17 protein-coding genes are annotated in these 16,788 nt (G+C 58.4%); 9 read left to right on the top strand and 8 right to left on the bottom strand.

The features are described from left to right. Window positions 1-8: 8 nt before the first annotated feature. The 6 genes from hyi to ftsY form a co-directional block, all read right to left on the bottom strand. A complete protein-coding gene (gene hyi / locus CFT65_RS03370; RefSeq protein ID WP_088826612.1) occupies window positions 9-788 on the bottom strand; it encodes a hydroxypyruvate isomerase in 780 nt (259 codons plus the stop codon). Between the two features lie 7 nt (window positions 789-795). Then, the gene (locus CFT65_RS03365) at window positions 796-1,707 is read right to left on the bottom strand and encodes an NAD(P)-dependent oxidoreductase (protein ID WP_088826611.1); all 912 of its coding nucleotides are present in this window, start codon (window positions 1,705-1,707) and stop codon (window positions 796-798) included. 134 nt (window positions 1,708-1,841) lie between these two features. Next, window positions 1,842-2,702, bottom strand: a complete 861-nt coding sequence (gene rpoH / locus CFT65_RS03360; protein ID WP_088826610.1) for an RNA polymerase sigma factor RpoH — start codon at window positions 2,700-2,702, stop codon at window positions 1,842-1,844. A 192-nt stretch (window positions 2,703-2,894) separates the two neighbouring features. Continuing rightward, window positions 2,895-3,902 carry a permease-like cell division protein FtsX gene (gene ftsX / locus CFT65_RS03355; RefSeq protein WP_088826609.1) on the bottom strand — a complete coding sequence of 336 codons (1,008 nt, stop codon included), beginning with the start codon at window positions 3,900-3,902 and terminating at the stop codon, window positions 2,895-2,897. Beyond that, window positions 3,892-4,584, bottom strand: a complete 693-nt coding sequence (ftsE, locus tag CFT65_RS03350) for a cell division ATP-binding protein FtsE (RefSeq protein ID WP_088826608.1) — start codon at window positions 4,582-4,584, stop codon at window positions 3,892-3,894. Before ftsE ends, ftsX begins: the two co-directional genes overlap by 11 nt. A gap of 29 nt (window positions 4,585-4,613) precedes the next feature. Beyond that, a complete protein-coding gene (gene ftsY / locus CFT65_RS03345; protein WP_088826607.1) occupies window positions 4,614-5,840 on the bottom strand; it encodes a signal recognition particle-docking protein FtsY in 1,227 nt (408 codons plus the stop codon). Window positions 5,841-6,001: 161 nt separating this feature from the next. Between ftsY and rsmD the strand changes: the two genes are divergently transcribed. Continuing rightward, entirely contained in the window at window positions 6,002-6,652 is a 651-nt protein-coding gene (gene rsmD / locus CFT65_RS03340) for a 16S rRNA (guanine(966)-N(2))-methyltransferase RsmD (protein WP_088826606.1), read from the top strand. A 78-nt stretch (window positions 6,653-6,730) separates the two neighbouring features. Here rsmD and CFT65_RS03335 read toward each other — a convergent pair whose 3' ends face one another. After that, the gene (locus CFT65_RS03335) at window positions 6,731-7,909 is read right to left on the bottom strand and encodes a fatty acid desaturase (protein ID WP_088826605.1); all 1,179 of its coding nucleotides are present in this window, start codon (window positions 7,907-7,909) and stop codon (window positions 6,731-6,733) included. A 140-nt stretch (window positions 7,910-8,049) separates the two neighbouring features. On the opposite strand from CFT65_RS03335, the gene mutM reads away from it, so the two are divergent. From mutM to CFT65_RS03295, 8 genes are all read left to right on the top strand, one after another. Continuing rightward, window positions 8,050-8,862, top strand: coding sequence for a bifunctional DNA-formamidopyrimidine glycosylase/DNA-(apurinic or apyrimidinic site) lyase (gene mutM / locus CFT65_RS03330; protein WP_088826604.1), 813 nt, complete (start codon window positions 8,050-8,052; stop codon window positions 8,860-8,862). 183 nt (window positions 8,863-9,045) lie between these two features. After that, entirely contained in the window at window positions 9,046-9,375 is a 330-nt protein-coding gene (locus CFT65_RS03325; RefSeq protein ID WP_088826603.1) for a hypothetical protein, read from the top strand. Window positions 9,376-9,470: 95 nt separating this feature from the next. Next, window positions 9,471-10,160, top strand: coding sequence for a GMP/IMP nucleotidase (gene yrfG / locus CFT65_RS03320; RefSeq protein WP_088826602.1), 690 nt, complete (start codon window positions 9,471-9,473; stop codon window positions 10,158-10,160). Between the two features lie 41 nt (window positions 10,161-10,201). After that, a complete protein-coding gene (gene hslR / locus CFT65_RS03315; protein WP_088826601.1) occupies window positions 10,202-10,609 on the top strand; it encodes a ribosome-associated heat shock protein Hsp15 in 408 nt (135 codons plus the stop codon). A gap of 60 nt (window positions 10,610-10,669) precedes the next feature. Beyond that, window positions 10,670-11,524 carry an Hsp33 family molecular chaperone HslO gene (hslO, locus tag CFT65_RS03310; protein ID WP_088826600.1) on the top strand — a complete coding sequence of 285 codons (855 nt, stop codon included), beginning with the start codon at window positions 10,670-10,672 and terminating at the stop codon, window positions 11,522-11,524. Between the two features lie 172 nt (window positions 11,525-11,696). Next, window positions 11,697-13,232 carry a phosphoenolpyruvate carboxykinase gene (locus CFT65_RS03305; protein ID WP_088826599.1) on the top strand — a complete coding sequence of 512 codons (1,536 nt, stop codon included), beginning with the start codon at window positions 11,697-11,699 and terminating at the stop codon, window positions 13,230-13,232. Between the two features lie 87 nt (window positions 13,233-13,319). Beyond that, window positions 13,320-13,598, top strand: a complete 279-nt coding sequence (locus tag CFT65_RS03300; RefSeq protein ID WP_064229611.1) for a hypothetical protein — start codon at window positions 13,320-13,322, stop codon at window positions 13,596-13,598. A 45-nt stretch (window positions 13,599-13,643) separates the two neighbouring features. Next, window positions 13,644-14,678: a DUF2157 domain-containing protein gene (locus tag CFT65_RS03295; protein WP_088826598.1), complete on the top strand. Its 1,035-nt coding sequence runs from the start codon at window positions 13,644-13,646 to the stop codon at window positions 14,676-14,678. A 23-nt stretch (window positions 14,679-14,701) separates the two neighbouring features. On the opposite strand, the gene CFT65_RS03290 is transcribed toward CFT65_RS03295, so the two are convergent. Beyond that, the gene (locus tag CFT65_RS03290; RefSeq protein ID WP_088826597.1) at window positions 14,702-16,765 is read right to left on the bottom strand and encodes a TRAP transporter large permease subunit; all 2,064 of its coding nucleotides are present in this window, start codon (window positions 16,763-16,765) and stop codon (window positions 14,702-14,704) included. Between the last annotated feature and the right edge of the window lie 23 nt (window positions 16,766-16,788).

Genomic DNA, 16,788 nt, shown 5'->3' with positions numbered 1-16,788 from the left:
GGCGACGGTCAGACCTTCCCCGGAAACCAGCCCAGACTGTCACCTGTCGCCCCGGTGGGCCGGTATTCCGCGCTCACCCAGCCGTCATAACCCATGGCGTCGATGGCCGAAAAAACATTCGAAAAGTTAATCTCCCCGGTACCCGGCTGGTGTCGCCCCGGGTTGTCAGCAAACTGAATGTGGCCGATCCAGGGCAACAGACACTCCATGGAGCGCACCAGATCCCCTTCCATGATCTGCATATGGTAGAGGTCGTACTGCAGGCGCACGTTGTCTGCATCCACCTCCTCAATCAGCGCGAGCACCTTGCCGGTGGTATCCAGAACGAAACCGGGCATGTCCACCCGTGAGTTAATGGCTTCCAGGCAAAGTGTGATGCCCTCCTCCGACAGCCTGGCTGCTGCCCAGGCGACATTGTCCACCAGCGTCTGCCAGGCAATCTCATCGGAAACGCTGTCTGGCTTCAGCCCTGCCAGACAGTTCAGCTGGCGGCAGCCGAGAGCCCTGGCATAATCGATCGCCTGATGAACTCCAGCCTGGAACTCCTCAACCCGATCCGGCAGGCAGGCAATCCCCCTCTCACCGGCGTCCCAGTCCCCGGGCGGCAGATTGAACAGTACCTGGGTCAGATGGTTGTCACTCAACATCTGACTGAGCAGGTCTTTGGGATAGGCGTAGGGGAACAGGTATTCCACTCCCTCAAAGCCAGCGGCACGGGCCATGGCAAAGCGTTCGGGAAAGTCCACTTCCGTGAACAGCATGGACAGGTTGGCAGCAAAACGGGGCATGGCTTGGTTACTCCTTCGGGCCGCGACCAAGGGAGCCAAGCAGCGCACCGTTCAGATGCTCAAGCTCCAGCAGCAGGCCGCTGTGGTCGACATCACTGTGGCCATTGGCCACCAGCGACAGGTATTCATTGTGAGTCTGCTGGGACAGGGGCAGGGTTAGGCCTTCCGCACGAGCCTCGTCCAGAATCATCCGCATGTCCTTGAGCTGAATCCGTGCTGGCGCGCCGGGTGCGAAATCCCGGTCGATCATGCGCTGCCCATGCAACTCCAGAATCCGGCTACCGGCAAATCCACCCAGCAAGGCTTCCCGCACGGCCGCAGGATCGGCACCGCCTTTCGCCGCAAGCAACAGAGCTTCCGACACAGCACCAATGGTGATTCCAACAATAGCCTGATTGGCCAGCTTCGCCAGTTGCCCCGAGCCAACAGGACCAATCCGCGTGCATTTGCCGAGCGACTCAAACACCGGCCGGGCACGGTCCACATCCGTTTCCGAACCGCCAGCCATGATACTCAAACGGGCCTCAGCGGCTCCCACCGTGCCTCCGGACACCGGCGCATCCACGTAGCCAACGCCCCGCTCCGCAGCCAACTCACCATGGCGACGGGCCACGGAAGGCTGGATAGAGCTCATATCAATCACCAGCGCCCCCGGTTTCACGGCATCAATCACGCCCTGCGCCACCAACACCTGCTCCACCACATCGCTGTTCTCCAGCATGGTGATCACCACATCGGCACCGGCAACGGCCTCTGCCGGGGAATCGGCAATGGTTGCTTCGGAGGCAAAGGGTTCGCACTTGCTGGCTGTACGGTTCCACAAGGTCATCGGAAAGCCCGCACTCAGGAGGTTGCGGGTCATGGGTGCGCCCATCAGGCCGATGCCAAGAAACGCGATATGAGGGAGTTTAGTAGTCATTTTCAGGCCTTAACACCAGAAGTTGGAGAAGGAATTGGGGAGACTTGGTTTCCGATTATACAAACAAAAACGCCACCAACCGGAACCGGTGGTGGCGTTTTAACTTCTCTAGTCTTTAGAGACTAGCCGATAATTCAGGCCGCCTCGGACATCTGCATGCGAATCTTTTTCATCGCATTCTTCTCGAGCTGCCGGATACGCTCAGCTGACACTCCGTACTTGTCCGCCAACTCATGCAGGGTCGACTTGCCCTCGGACAACCAGCGCTCCCGAAGAATATCCTGGCTGCGCTCATCCAGCTGACCCAGAGCCTGCATCAGCCGGCCGTTGGAATCGTCGGACCAGTCCGCGTTTTCCAGCTGGGTTGCCGGGTTGCTGCGAGCATCTTCCAGAAAATACGCCGGTGCCTGATAGGCGTTGTCGTCATCGTCGTCCTGCGGACCGTCAAACGCCGTGTCCTGGGAGGCCAGCCGGCCTTCCATTTCCCGGACAACCTTGGGCTCAACGCCCAGATCTTCGGCCACAGCGTTCAGCTCATCATGGCTGAGCCAGGCAAGCTTTTTCTTCTGGCTGCGCAAGTTAAAGAACAGCTTGCGCTGGGCCTTGGTGGTGGCCACTTTCACGATCCGCCAATTGCGCAGGATAAACTCGTGAATCTCGGCCTTGATCCAGTGAACCGCAAATGAAACCAGACGCACGCCGTATTCCGGATTGAAGCGTTTGACCGCTTTCATCAGACCAACGTTGCCTTCCTGGATCAGGTCCGCCTGTGCCAGGCCATAGCCCGAATAACTCCGGGCAATATGAATTACGAAGCGAAGGTGAGACATAACCAGATGACGGGCGGCTTCCACATCGCCCTCATAATGTAACCTTTCGGCCAGGTCCCGCTCCTCTTCTACTGTGAGCACCGGAATGCGGCTCGCAGCCTGAATGTAAGACTCGAGATTCTGACCCGGAACCAGTCTGTCAACCAGTTGTAAACTCGTACCCATGCTCTAACCTCCGAACCCGACGGCCCTTAAATATATCAATTACTATTTAGACCGCCAAGAACCCTGAAAGTTCCCGAAATCCCCAGTAAAACGTTTTAAATCAACTATCTGGAAATTTCACTGTGGCTTTATTGACTCTTAACCTACGTTAAAAGAAGCTGTTTCTTCAATACGCTTTTACCGCTATCCGGATCACCCACCTCCGGCAATATCACCCGGCTCCATGTCGTCCAGATGACGCTTCACCGCGACCCAGGCGCCCAGCCAGCCTAGCAGCATCGCAACAATTATCAACGCCAGTGCACCATCAAACTGCAAACCGTCGAGGGAAAAATCACTCCGGTACAGGCCTGCCAGCCGCTCTATGGGCCCGCTGAGCCACCAGAGTGACAACTGCAGCAATATAAGCGCCACAACCCCACCACCGAGTCCGAACCAGGCGCCGGTGTACAGAAAGGGCCTACGAACAAAGCTGTCTGTTCCGCCCACCAGCTTCGCAACCAGGATCTCGTCCCGGCGGCTCTCGATCGAAAGACGCACTGTATTTCCGATCACCAGCACAACTGCGGCAGCCAGCAGGATCGCCAACGCCCAGACAGCACGGGCCAGCATATCCGTCATGGCGTTCAGGCGCTGCAACCAGCCCAGGTCTACCTGAACTCGCTCTATGCCTTCCATGCCCTCGATAAACTGCACCAAGCCCTCAACACCCTCAGTGGACCGGGCGCCCTCTTCCGGCGTAATCAGCAGGGTGTGTGGCAGCGGGTTATCCTCGAGATAGTCCAGAGCATCTTCCAGACCGGATGAGGCCCGAAACTCCGCCAGGGCCTGATCCCGATCAACCAGCTCAACGCCAGAAACCCGCCCGTCTCCCGCAATGTCGTTGGCCAGCACCCTTGCCCGCTCGAGCGGCACATCCAGCTCGATGTAGGCGGTCACCCGGGCACTGCTCTCCCAACCAGCGCTAACCCCTTGAAGGCTGGTCAGCAGCAACAGCAGCGCTACCGGCAGGGCCAGGGCAACACCCATTACTGTCCAGGTCATCAGGCTGGCCACCGGATTACGCCAGAGACGGCGAGCGCTATCCTCGGCAACCTTGCGATGATGGGTGAAATAGCTTTCAGCCTGCTCACGCCAGGGCGAACGGGCCTTGTTGGCACCCCGTGCCGGTTGTGACTTTTTGCGCGGATCAGCGGCCACTGGCACCTCCGCCAATAACCGAGGCGCCGCCGGTCACCAAACGGCCATGGTCCAGCTTCAGCGTTCGCCGCCCCATCTCGTTAATCAGGGCGATGTCGTGGGTTGCGATCAACACAGTAACGCCCACCTGGCTGAACTGTCCGAACAGGTTCATGATGTCGGAGGACAGGGCAGGATCCAGGTTACCTGTCGGCTCGTCCGCCAGCAGCACCGGGGGTTTGTTTACCACCGCCCTGGCAATACCCACTCGCTGCTGTTCCCCGCCGGAAAGCTGCATCGGGTTCATTTTTTCCTTCTGCAGCAACCCCACCTTGTCCAGGGCAGCCCGCACACGCCGGCCCGTGTCTCTGGGAGAAGCACCCATGACTTCCAGAGGCATGGCGACGTTGTCGAAAACGGTACGGTCAAACAGCAGCTGGTGATTCTGGAAAACCACACCGATATGGCGGCGAATGTAGGGGATCTGACGGCGCGGCAAGCGGTTCAGAACCTGCCCGCCTACCACCACCTCGCCGGCACTGGGGCGTTCCATGACCATGATCAGCTTCAGCAGAGTACTTTTGCCAGCGCCGGAATGGCCGGTCAGAAACGCCAGCTCTCCCCGCTCCAGGCCAAAATTGACCTGCCGCAGGGCGGTGTGATCACTGTCGTAACGCTTGGTGACCTGACGAAACTCAATCATGGGCGGATTCCGCGCGGCTGGATTTCGGGCTACTCGTCAAACAGGGCGTCCACAAAGGTTTCGGCATCAAAGCTGCGCAGGTCGTCCACCTGCTCACCAACACCAATATACCGGATGGGCAACTGCAACTGACGGGCGATGGCAAACACAATACCGCCTTTGGCGGTGCCGTCCAGTTTCGTTAACGTAATGCCGCTCACGCCGACGGCCTGCTGGAACACCTGGGCCTGGCTCAGAGCGTTCTGGCCCGTGCCTGCATCCAGCACCAGCATCACTTCGTGGGGCGCGGATTCATCCAGCTTCTTCATCACCCGGACCACCTTCTCCAGCTCCTGCATCAGGTTGTCCTTGTTCTGCAGCCGGCCGGCGGTATCGGCAATCACCACATCAACGCCGCGGGACTTGGCTGACTGGATGGCGTCGAAAATAACCGAGGCGCTGTCAGCGCCGGTATGCTGCGCCACTACCGGAACGTTGTTGCATTCACCCCATACCTGCAACTGCTCAACGGCTGCGGCACGGAAGGTATCGCCAGCGGCCAGCATGACCGACTTGCCTTCGTTCTGGAATTTTTTGGTGAGCTTGCCGATGGTGGTGGTCTTACCCACGCCGTTTACGCCCACCATGAGAATGACGTACGGGGTCTTGCCGGAGTCGATCTCCAGTGGCTTGGTCACATCCTTCAGCAGACCATGCAGTTCATCCCTCAAGGCCTTGCGCAGGGCCTCGCCGTCTTTAAGCTGATTGCGCTCGAGCTTGTCGGTGAGCGAATCAATGATTTCGGAGGTGGCGGTAACACCCACATCGGCCATCAGCAACGTGGTTTCGATTTCCTCCAGCAGGTCCTCGTCAATTTTCTTGCTCAGCGAGAACAGGTCCGACAGGCCACCGGTCAGGCTCGCGCGGGTCTTACCCAATCCTTTTCGGATGCGTTCGAAAACGCTGACCTGGGGCTCGGGTTCCGGCGCTTTTTGCGGCTCTTCCGCCGGCGCAGGTTCCGGTTCCGGTTCCGGTTGCGGTTCCGGCTCGGGTGCCGGTTCGGGCTCGGGGCCAGCCACCGGCTCTGGCTGTGGCTCGGCGGCAGGTGCCTCACTCTCGCCTTTTTCCGGCTCCGGTACCGGCCCCTTGGCAACCTCCGGCTTGCGCTGAGGCACCGGCTTCGGGCGTGGCGCCCGGCTGCGGTTACCGGCGATATCCAGGAGAAATACGAGCACAAGAAGGGCCAGAAGGCCGATTGAAATCCACTCTGCCGTCATAAAAGTCATTCCATCAGTCTGAATGGGCGGGACAAATAAAGCCGACATTCTAGCAGACTGTCCCGGTGAAGTGAGGGTCGCCCCGATTATCGCGCCCGCGAACGTTTCCGGTAAGATGCACGCACATATCCTGAACCGAATAAACTCGTGGAGCCGCGACTATGGCGCGCAGACAATCCGCAAGCCGGTCTCACCAGAAGAGATCCCCAGCCGATCGCGGCGCGGCTCCGGCTGGCAAAAGCAGCGGCACCGGTGAGCTGCGAATTATTGGCGGCGACTGGCGCAGCCGTAAACTGCGCTTTCCGGACGCCGGTGGCGTGCGACCAACCCCCGCCCGCACCCGGGAAACCCTGTTCAACTGGCTGACCTTTCACCTGGCAGGCAGTGACTGCCTGGATCTGTTCGCCGGCTCCGGTGCGCTTGGGCTCGAGGCTCTGTCCAGAGGAGCCGGACGAGCGACCCTGGTGGACCACACACCAGCGCTGGCAAAGGCGCTGCGGGACAACCTCCGGCTGTTGAAATCCGACAACGGGGATGTGGTGTGTTCAGACGTCGAAAGCTATCTGGGCCAGAGAAACCGGCCGCCGTTTGATATCGTGTTCATGGATCCGCCGTTCCGCCAGGGCTGGCTGGCAAAGCTATTTCCGCTACTGGAGCAACAGGCGTGGATCAAACCCGGCGGCTGGATTTACGTGGAACACGAGAGCGAACTTCCAACGCCGTCTGTGCCTGATTCGTGGCAGCTGCACCGGCAGAAGAGTGCGGGACAGGTCACCTACTCTCTGTTCCGGGTCATTGCCGGGCCAGAATGAAAAAGGGGCCAGATGAAAGCTTTCATCTGGCCCCGGATTCACCGCCCGAGCAGGTTCAGGTCGATCTGCAGCGCCGGATCAGGAGGCCGGGCGCAGGGAATAGGCCCTGAGATGCTCGGCAAACTCCTCGAGATAGCGGATGCCGCTGGCTTCTGCCTCCCGGCACCACTCCATCAGAGCATTCAACTTGTCCTGCGGCTTAAGCCCACGCTGACGCCAGAGCGCCTGCAGTTCATGGCTCTTCTCGTAGATCTGGCGCAACACTGCATTGCGCTCCAGCACCGACTCCAGGGTTTCCTTTTCCTTGGGCTGGATCAGTGTAATTTCCCGGGAGAGCAGCTGCTTGAGCTTCCGATACCGTGGACGGATCTCATCGTCCATCAGTGACTTCTGCTGGCGCAACACCGGCTCCATAACGCGCTTGCGGTACTGGCGCATAATGTCAAAGCGGTTGTTGGCAATCGCCTGGACGGTCTCTACGTCCACCTCCAACTTGCCCGGTACATGATGAGCAATCGGACGATAGCCCTTGGGCTTGGCCAGACCGAATAACTGGAACAGACGGATATAGCCCCAGCCGATATCCACCTCGAACCAGCGACGGGACAGCTTGGAGGAGTTCGGGTAGGTGTGGTGGTTGTTATGCAGCTCTTCGCCTCCGATCAGAAGACCCAACGGACTGATGTTGCGGGCGTTATCGGCACACTCGTAGTTTCGGTAACCCATCCAGTGACCAATGCCGTTAACCACACCGGCAGCCCATACCGGGATCCACATCATCTGTACCGCCCAGATCCAGATGCCATGAACGCCAAACAGAGCCAGATTGATCACCGCCATCAATGCGATGCCCAACATCTGGTAGCGACTGTAGACATTCCGCTCTACCCAGTCTTCCGGGGTGCGCTGGCCATAGCGTTCAACGGTTTCCGGGGTCGCTGATTCGGCATAGAGTTCAGCCCCCTCGAACAGAACCTTGCGAATACCCAACACCACCGGGCTGTGGGGATCTTCCTCGGTTTCGCATTTGGCGTGATGTTTACGGTGGATGGCCGTCCACTCCTTGGTGTTCTGCGCGGTGGTCAACCAGAGCCAGAACCGGAAGAAGTGTTTCAGAGCCGGATGCAAATCCAGCGAATTGTGCGCCGAATGGCGGTGCAGGTAGAGCGTTACACTAACAATCGTGACATGGGTCATTCCAAGTGTTACCAGAATGAGCTGCATCCACGACAGGTCAAGAAGACCATTAAACCACATAGCAAATCCTCGAAATCATTATCTTTGGCGCGAGGCCAACTTCACAACTTTAGCGTACAGCTGTAAGCCACAACAACAGCATTTGGATGCAAAATTGTTACTGATTACACTTACTCGTTTTCCATCGGAGATTCCCACCCGTGCCCGAACTGCCCGAAGTAGAAACCACCCGCCGTGGCATCGCCCCTCACTGCGAGGGCGAAACCATAGCCCGCGTGACCGTGCGCAACGGTAGCCTGCGCTGGCCTGTTCCGACGGATCTTGGCGAGAAACTGGAAAGTCAGGTCATAAGAAGTATAGACCGACGGGCCAAGTATTTGTTCCTTAACATGGACCAGGGCACGGTGATTGTTCACCTCGGCATGTCCGGCAGCCTGCGAATTATCACCGACAGCACGCCACCACTGACCCATGACCATATCGACCTGGCGTTACAGTCTGGCGTCATTCTCCGATTCAATGATCCCCGCCGGTTTGGCTGCTGGCTCTGGGCCGACTCGGCCAATGAACACCCGCTGATCAGCCATCTTGGCCCCGAACCCCTGGCCTCCGAATTCAATGGCGCGTTCCTGTTCCGGCTCTCCCGGGGCAAAAACACACCGGTGAAATCGTTCATCATGGACAATCACGTGGTGGTCGGGGTTGGTAACATCTACGCCAATGAAGCCCTGTTCAAATCCGGCATCCACCCAAGACGCAAAGCCGGACGAATCAGCCTCGACCGCTATCACAGGCTGGCCGAAGCCATCCGGGAAACGCTCAGCGCCGCCATCCTGATGGGCGGAACCACCCTCCGGGACTTTGTAAACAGCGATGGCGAACCCGGCTATTTTGCCCAGTCCCTACTGGTGTACGGTCGCGGCGGCCAGCCCTGCAAGGAATGCGGGACACCGCTGAAAGAAATACGGATGAACAACCGATCAACGGTTTACTGCCCGCGCTGCCAGCGTTGAATGCTTACGAGATGCCACATTCAGCAACGAAAAATCGTTTGAAAATACGCAAATATGATTCATAGTTAACAGAGGATTAACGCCCACGGTATACAATGGGATGGTATTCACTTGATGCGATTCCGGTACTGTCGTCCTTGAAGACAGTACCCGTCAGGGCCAAAAAGCTCAGGAGACAGTACGATGACCCGCAAGATTTCCCGCACTCTGGTGGCCACTGTGGCGGCCTGCCTGATGGCATTCTCTTCACTCGGACATGCACAGGCTGTGGATGAAACCCCGTCCGCGCTGGCCATGACCGGCGATGCCATTTTTGTTCGCCCGGCCCTGCTGGCAACCACCATTGTGGGCAGCGCTGTCTACCTGGTATCCCTGCCCTTCTCTCTGCTGGGCGGCAACGCCGACGAAGCCGGAGAAGTCCTGGTGATGGGCCCTGCCAAGGCAACTTTCGTGCGCTGTCTTGGCTGCACCCGCACCGGCAAGAAGCCCGAGACGGTTCAGACCAGCAACTGATCTGGCTCCATCGGACAAGCCTCCGTATTATCACGGCTTGCTCCAACGAGCGAACTCCGGCAGCCTGAAGAAAATCCTTCAGGCTGTTTTTCTCTATGGTTGACTGGTCCTCTCTAAACACCGTGTTCCTGGATATGGACGGAACACTGCTGGATCTGCATTTCGATAATCACTTCTGGCTCGAACACCTCCCAGCCCGCTATGCCGAGCACTACGACCTTCACCCCCAGGACGCGAAAGACCGCCTGATTCCGATGATCATGGCTGAGCGAGGGTCATTAAACTGGTACTGCACCGATTACTGGAGCGAGCGGCTATCCCTGGACATCACCGGCCTGAAAGCCGAAGTGGGTGACCGGATTGGTTACCGGCCCCATGTAACCGATTTTCTCGATGCGCTGAGGCACTCCGGACTCCAATCGGTGATCGTCACCAACTGCCACCCGGATCCCCTGGCCCTGAAACTTCAGCGTACCGGCCTTTCTGCACGAGTTGATGCCATTGTCTCAAGCCATCAACTGGGCAAACCGAAGGAAGATCCGTCGTTCTGGCATGACCTCCAGCGCCTGGCGCCCTACCAGGCTGAAAACACCCTGATGATCGACGACAGTTTCCCGGTGCTGGAAAGCGCCCTTGCGGCCGGCATTGCCCAATGCCTTGCAGTACTGGCGCCAGACAGCCAGCAGGAAGCCCGGGAACAGCACCCGGAAATACCCTGCATTCATCACTTCGATGAAATTCTCCCGACTCTTCGCCAGCGTTCGCCCCTGCCATCCGGCCGATGACAGGGTTATAATTGGCGTACAAGCCCATCAGGTGAGGAGACATGACGGCATCAACCGCTGACGACCAACGTGTAAGGCTCGATAAATGGCTCTGGGCCGCCCGCTTCTACAAGACCCGCTCCCTGGCCAAGGAAGCGATTGAGGGAGGCAAGGTCCATTACAACAGCCAGCGCTGCAAACCCGGCAAGCTGGTGGAAGCCGGCGCAAAGCTGACGCTGCGTCTGGGCTGGCAGGAAAAAGTCATTATTGTTGATGACATAAGCGACCGGCGCCGTGGTGCGCCCGAAGCTCAAAAGCTCTACCACGAAACAGAAGATAGCGCCAAGAAACGCGAGGAATTGGCCTGGCAGCGTAAAACCATGCAGGCAGCGCAACTTCCTCCGGCCAGACGACCCTCAAAGAAAGACCGGAGGGACATTCAGCGCTTTCGCGAACAGAACGGCCTCTGAACCCTTTTTACATCCCCGCCCTCAGTCAACGTGCAACGACCGGCATTCAGGAGACACAACATGGCAGCCCGCGACCAGTTCCAGCGCTTTATTTTTGAACACAGCCAGGTGCGCGGAGCCTGGGTGCAGCTGGCCGACAGCTATCAGGAAATTGGCAGCCAGGCGCCCTATCCGGACACCGTTCGGGAACTGCTCGGGGAAGCGCTGGTGGCAAGCATTCTGATGAGCAGCACCCTGAAGTTTGAGGGTACGCTATCGGTACAGGCCCAGGGAGAAGGCCCGCTGCGCACACTGATGGCCGAGTGCAGCCACGACCGGCACATCCGTGGCCTGGCCCGCTTTGACGAACATGCCGTCAGCGAAGACAGCTTCCACGATCTGCTCGGCGAGAGTCGGATGGCCATCACCATCACGCCCGACCGCGGCAATCGCTACCAGGGCGTGGTACCCCGTGATCAGGACACGCTTGGCGGCTGTCTTGAGGAATACTTCGATCGCTCGGAACAGATTCCCACCAGCCTGTTCCTGTTTGCCGATGAAAACGGCGCCGCCGGACTGATGCTCCAGCGCCTGCCGGGCGCAACTGAGGAAGACGAAGACCTCTGGGACCGGGTAAACCATCTGGCCCGCACAGTGGAAGCCGGAGAGTTACTGGAGCTGGACAGCGAAACCCTGCTACATCGCCTGTTCCATGAGGAAACCGTGCGGCTGTTCGACGCCGAACCGGTCGCCTTCCGGTGCAGCTGCTCCAGGGAGCGGACCCTCGGCGCACTGGAAGCCATAGGCAGTGAAGAATGCTACAGCATTCTGGAAGAACAGGGCTCCATCGAGATGGATTGCCAGTTCTGTCACGCTCACTATCGCTTCGATAGAAATGATATTGATCATCTTTTCACCGGTCATACGCTACACTAGAAACACGTTCGATTAGCCGGGAAACCGCTGATAGCAAGGCTTCCCGGGCAGTCGTTTTTTACCGGCGTCTCTGGCATAATAGCGCGCCTGAATTGACCCGATTGCTCAGATTTCCGTCAATTTTGGGGGGCGGCCTGAGCAATCACTAAGACATCCCGAGGGCGAGGTCGAAGTGAGCAACACTTATAATGATCTGAGTACAGCACGACTGGTTGAGGTGGCACTGGCGCGTGAGGAAGGCCAGCTGGCAGCCAACGGTTCCCTGGTCGTAAAAACCGGTGACCGCACAGGTCGGTCTCCCATGGACCGTTATATTGTCGAGGAGCCGAGCACCTCGGATGATATCCACTGGGGTCCGATCAACCGTCCTTTCGACGCCGAAAAATTCGACGCCCTCTGGGACCGTGTTGAAGCTTACATCGCCGAGAAAGACCAGTTCGTGTCTCACGTTCATGTCGGTTCCGACCCGGAACACTATCTGCCGGTCAAAATGACTACCGAGACGGCCTGGCAGAATCTGTTCGGCCGCAATCTGTTTATCCGTCCGGAAAGCTACAACCCGGCTGACAAGCAGGAATGGCAGATACTGAACGCCGCCAACTTCGAGTGCGTGCCCGAGCGCGATGGCACCAACAGCGACGGCTGCGTGATGATCAACTTTGCCAAGCGCAAGGTTCTGCTGGCCGGTATGCATTACGCCGGCGAAATGAAGAAGGCCATGTTCTCGGTGCAGAACTTCCTGCTGCCGGAAAAAGACGTGCTGCCCATGCACTGCTCGGCCAACGTCGGTGAAGACGGCGAAACCTGCCTGTTTTTCGGTCTGTCCGGCACCGGCAAGACTACCCTCTCCGCCGATCCGCACCGCTTCCTCATCGGTGACGATGAGCACGGTTGGGGCCCGGGCACCGTATTCAACATCGAAGGCGGTTGCTACGCGAAGTGCATCGACCTGACCCGGAAAAATGAACCGATCATCTGGGACGCCATCCGTTTCGGCGCCATTGTCGAGAACGTGACCATCGACCCTGAGACCCGTGAGCCGGATTACACTGACGTATCCCTCACCGAAAACTCCCGCTGCGCCTACCCGCTTGAGCACGTTGAGAAGCGCGTGATCGAGAACCGCGCCGGTGAGCCATCTCACATCGTGTTCCTGACCTGCGACATGACCGGCGTTCTGCCGCCCGTGTCCGTCCTGAGCCGCGAAGGCGCCGCTTACCACTTCCTGAGTGGCTATACCGCTCTGGTTGGCTCCACCGAGATGGGTTCTTCCTCGAAACTGAAGTCCACCTTCTCAACCTGCTTCGGTGCGCCCTTCTTCCCCCGTCCGGCCGGCGTTTACGCCGAGCTTCTGATGAAGCGGATGGACGAGTTTGGCAGTAAGGTCTTCCTGGTCAACACCGGCTGGACCGGCGGCCCTTACGGTGAAGGACAGCGATTCAGCATTCCGACTACCCGTGCCATCATCGCCTCAATCCAGAATGGCGACCTGGACGACGTGGAAACCGAACACCTGCCGACCCTGAACCTGGACGTGCCCAAGCATGTTCCGGGCGTGGACACCGAGCTGCTGAACCCGCGCAACACCTGGGTAAGCCCGGACTATTACGATGGCAAGTCCCAGGAACTGATCGCCCAGTTCGTCGAGAACTTCAACAAGTTCGACGTGGCGGATTCAATCGTCGAAGCCGGTCCGAAGCTGAGCTGAGTCGATTACGGCAAGTAAGAAAAGCGCCCTGCGAAAGCACGGCGCTTTTTTTGTATCATAGCCCAACACACTCAAGGAAACGGCTTCATGAAACAGCGTCTACGCCAGCTCTTTTCGTTTATTCTCAAACCACTGGAATCCGGAAAGGTTGGGCCCAGCTACAAAGATTCGCATCGCACCGTGTTGAATGTCGTGGGCATCCTGTTCCTCGTTCTGGCGACGGTGTCAGCGGCTATGCTCGTTTACACCGGTAAGGCAGGCGCCTTGATTCCCGTGCTTGTTTTCTTCGGTATTGGTGGCGTGTCGTTGGTCGTCGGGACGTTGGGCTCCGATGCCGCGGTGTCGAAGATGTGGGGCAATCGGTGAGCTGAACCGCTTCCAAAAAGGAGGATTTTTCGTGGGGAAACACTCATGGAACTGAAGCGCAGTCTTCTCGATCAAGCCGCAAGCAAAGAGATCATAACGGACGAACAGGCTGACCAACTCTGGACGTTCCTCTCAGAACAGCAGCAACAAATCCCCTCTTTCCGTTTCACCCACATCCTCTATTACTTCGGCGGCCTGATTGCAATCGGGGCCATGAGCCTGTTCATGACCCTCTCGTGGGAAAGCCTTGGTGGTTGGGGTCTGCTACTGATTGCCCTGATCTACGCCGGCGCAGGCCTGTGGCTCACCGAGTTTTTCCTGAAGCGGCTGGACCTGAAAATTCCTGCGGGGATCACTGCTACTTTTGTCGTTGTCCTTACTCCACTCGCGGTTTTCGGGTTTCAGGCCGGCATGGGCTGGTGGTCGGGCGGCCATGAATACCGGGACTACCACCGCTACATCGACTGGAGCTGGTTATTCATGGAACTGGCAACACTGGCCTCAGGCGCAGTCATGCTCTGGCGCTACCGATTGCCCTTCCTGGTCATGCCGGTGGCCGTCACGCTCTGGTACATGAGTATGGATCTGGCTCCCTTTCTGTTTGGTGAGGAGTACGTTGCCTGGGAACTCAGGAAATGGGTTTCCCTGTGGTTCGGACTCCTCATCGCCCTGCTGGCTTTCTGGGTGGATATCCGAAATCAGAGCAGCCGCGACTTTGCGTTCTGGTTATACATGTTCGGTGTCACGGCTTTCTGGAGCGGACTTTCCCTGATGGAGTCTGAGAGCGAATGGAGCAAGCTGCTCTACTGCATGATGAATATTGCCATGATTTTCACCGGGGCCATTCTGGGCCGGCGGGTATTCGTCGTGTTCGGCGGTCTGGGAGTCGCCGGGTACCTTGGCTATCTTGCCTACGAGGTGTTCGAGAACAGCCTTCTGTTTCCAATTGCGCTTACGTTGATTGGTCTGGCGATCGTGTGGTTGGGCATTCTGTGGCAACGGCACGAACAGCGCGTTTCAGACCGGTTGCGACGCCTTCTTCTCGCACCGCTCAGGGAACTGATCGCGCGTCGCCATTAAACAGAGAGCCAACACCAAAAACCTCAGGCGTAAAAAATAAGGGGTATGAAGGCCACCAGCACCAGCGAAATCCCCATGGCAATCAGCGGCATGATGATACGCTCATGGCGCTGATAAAAAGTCCCCGTTTCCTCCTGCGCCGCCAGCACTTCCGCCTCTCCAACCACCTGCCGGGTAAGCAGATGGTTCAGGGCTACCGGCGGGCTCAGGTAGCCAAGTTCAAATGCCACCAGGGTCACCATCCAGAAATGGATCGGATGAATGCCGCTGGAATAGGCAATCGTGGCAACGGTGGCCGTCACAAGAATCACCGCACCGAACGCGTCCATGATCATGCCCAGGATCACCAGAATCACCACCATCAGCAGCATTGCCGACCAGGCACTGTCAAACGACTGTGGGAACGCCTCCATCAGGTGCGCCCGTTCGATCACCCCACCGATGCTGACCGACAGACCCAGCAACAGAAGTAGCGCGCCAATTTCCGCCGTCGTATCGTTGGTGGCGCCACGGAGACTTCGCTCCAGGCCCTGATGGTTGATCTCCCCCGAGGCTTTGCCTTTCCGGTTTTTCAGGCTGACATGCTCGTACACAAGGATTGCCAGCATGATCACCGGTAGCAGCCTTGGCGCCGAGAATTCATCCATCCCCACATCCAGGGCCAGACGGTAGAACAGCACCACGGCAGCGATCACCAGAACATAGGGAATCAGGGGTTTGAACGCCTGCGTCATGGCCGGGAAGGCTTCGGCAGAGGGCGCCAGGTTAAACTGGCTCTGACGATTCACACTCAGGGCCACAATCGCAAACATCGTGGCGGTCAGCACGAATACCCAGATACCCCAGCCAAACAGCTCATCGGTGGTGACTTCCCGGTTCAGATAGGCAATCACAACCACCAGCAGGCAGGGGCGCAAAACCACGCCCAGGGAACCGGACATGGCGGTCGCCGCCAGGGCCAGATGCCGCCGGGCGCCGGCCGCACGCAGCTCACTGTAGATCACGGCACCGGCCGCGATGACGAAGATGCCAGACGCACCGGTGTAGGCCGTGGGCACGGCAGCGACCAGAACCGCTACAACTGCCAGCATTTCCGGCGGCATACGCCAGGGCCGGAAGACATTGAACACCAGGGTGGCCAGGCGGGTCTGCTTCAGCATCATGCCCACCCAAACGTAAAGGCCGACATTCAGGAACATGTCGGACAGCTCCATCATCTTGCCGAGATAGATACCAATCCCCGACGCGTGTCCGATCAGGGCGAAATAGGTGCCGGAGATCAGACACATCACGGTATAGAGTGGAACGGCCAGGAAGGCCTTGTTCAGGCTGCCGCCTTCCCGGAGATTATCCGGCACCCGAAATAGCCGGTACAGGCTGGCCAGCGTCAGGCAGGCGAAACCGACAATCCAGAAATTGTGCAGCAGTAGCTCTTCCGAAGAGACCGTCGTGTCTGAACCAAGGCTGGATTGGCGGAAGATCGCGCTCGAGCCCAGCAGCATGGCATTGGCGATGGTTTGAAGAGTGTGGGAGACGGTGTAATCCAGCCGGGTTTCCATGGCACGCATGGCGATATGGTGACGAGTGAGGGTCGCGGTGACCGCACACAACATGACCAGGATCACCAGAACAAAACGCTGTGACTCCAGGCCAAAGGCGATCAGGTCGGCAATGAACAGCTCGACGGCCCGATAGGCTTTTACACCCGGTGTCAGCCGGTCACTGAGATGCTCAAAGTTCCGGTGGGCCTCGCGGCAGTCAGCAACCGCCCGTTCGATCGCGAGCCGGACATCGGCCGGGTCTTTTTCCTCCGGCCCCAGCAACGCCGCCATGGGGTCATCCGCCTCGTCATCGGCAGCCATTTCCGCAGCTACCGCCGCCTCAATGTCTCGGGTCGGGTCGCAGGTGGGCTGAACCGGGTCCATCCGCAACTTGTAGTAGCCACTCCAGAGCTGCTCACCCCCGCGCAACATCTGGTTGTGGATGTCACTGCTCGTGGAGAAGATGACCACCGCCAGCAACAGCAGACAGGCCGGCAGCGATGAAAACCACTCCAGCCCGCTACGATGAAAACTGCCCTTCGACATAACTGATTACTCTGGGTAGGGAG

This window comes from Marinobacter sp. es.048 (assembly GCF_900188435.1).
Taxonomy (GTDB): Bacteria; Pseudomonadota; Gammaproteobacteria; order Pseudomonadales; family Oleiphilaceae; genus Marinobacter.
This window is presented reverse-complemented; position numbering and strand designations above follow the sequence as displayed.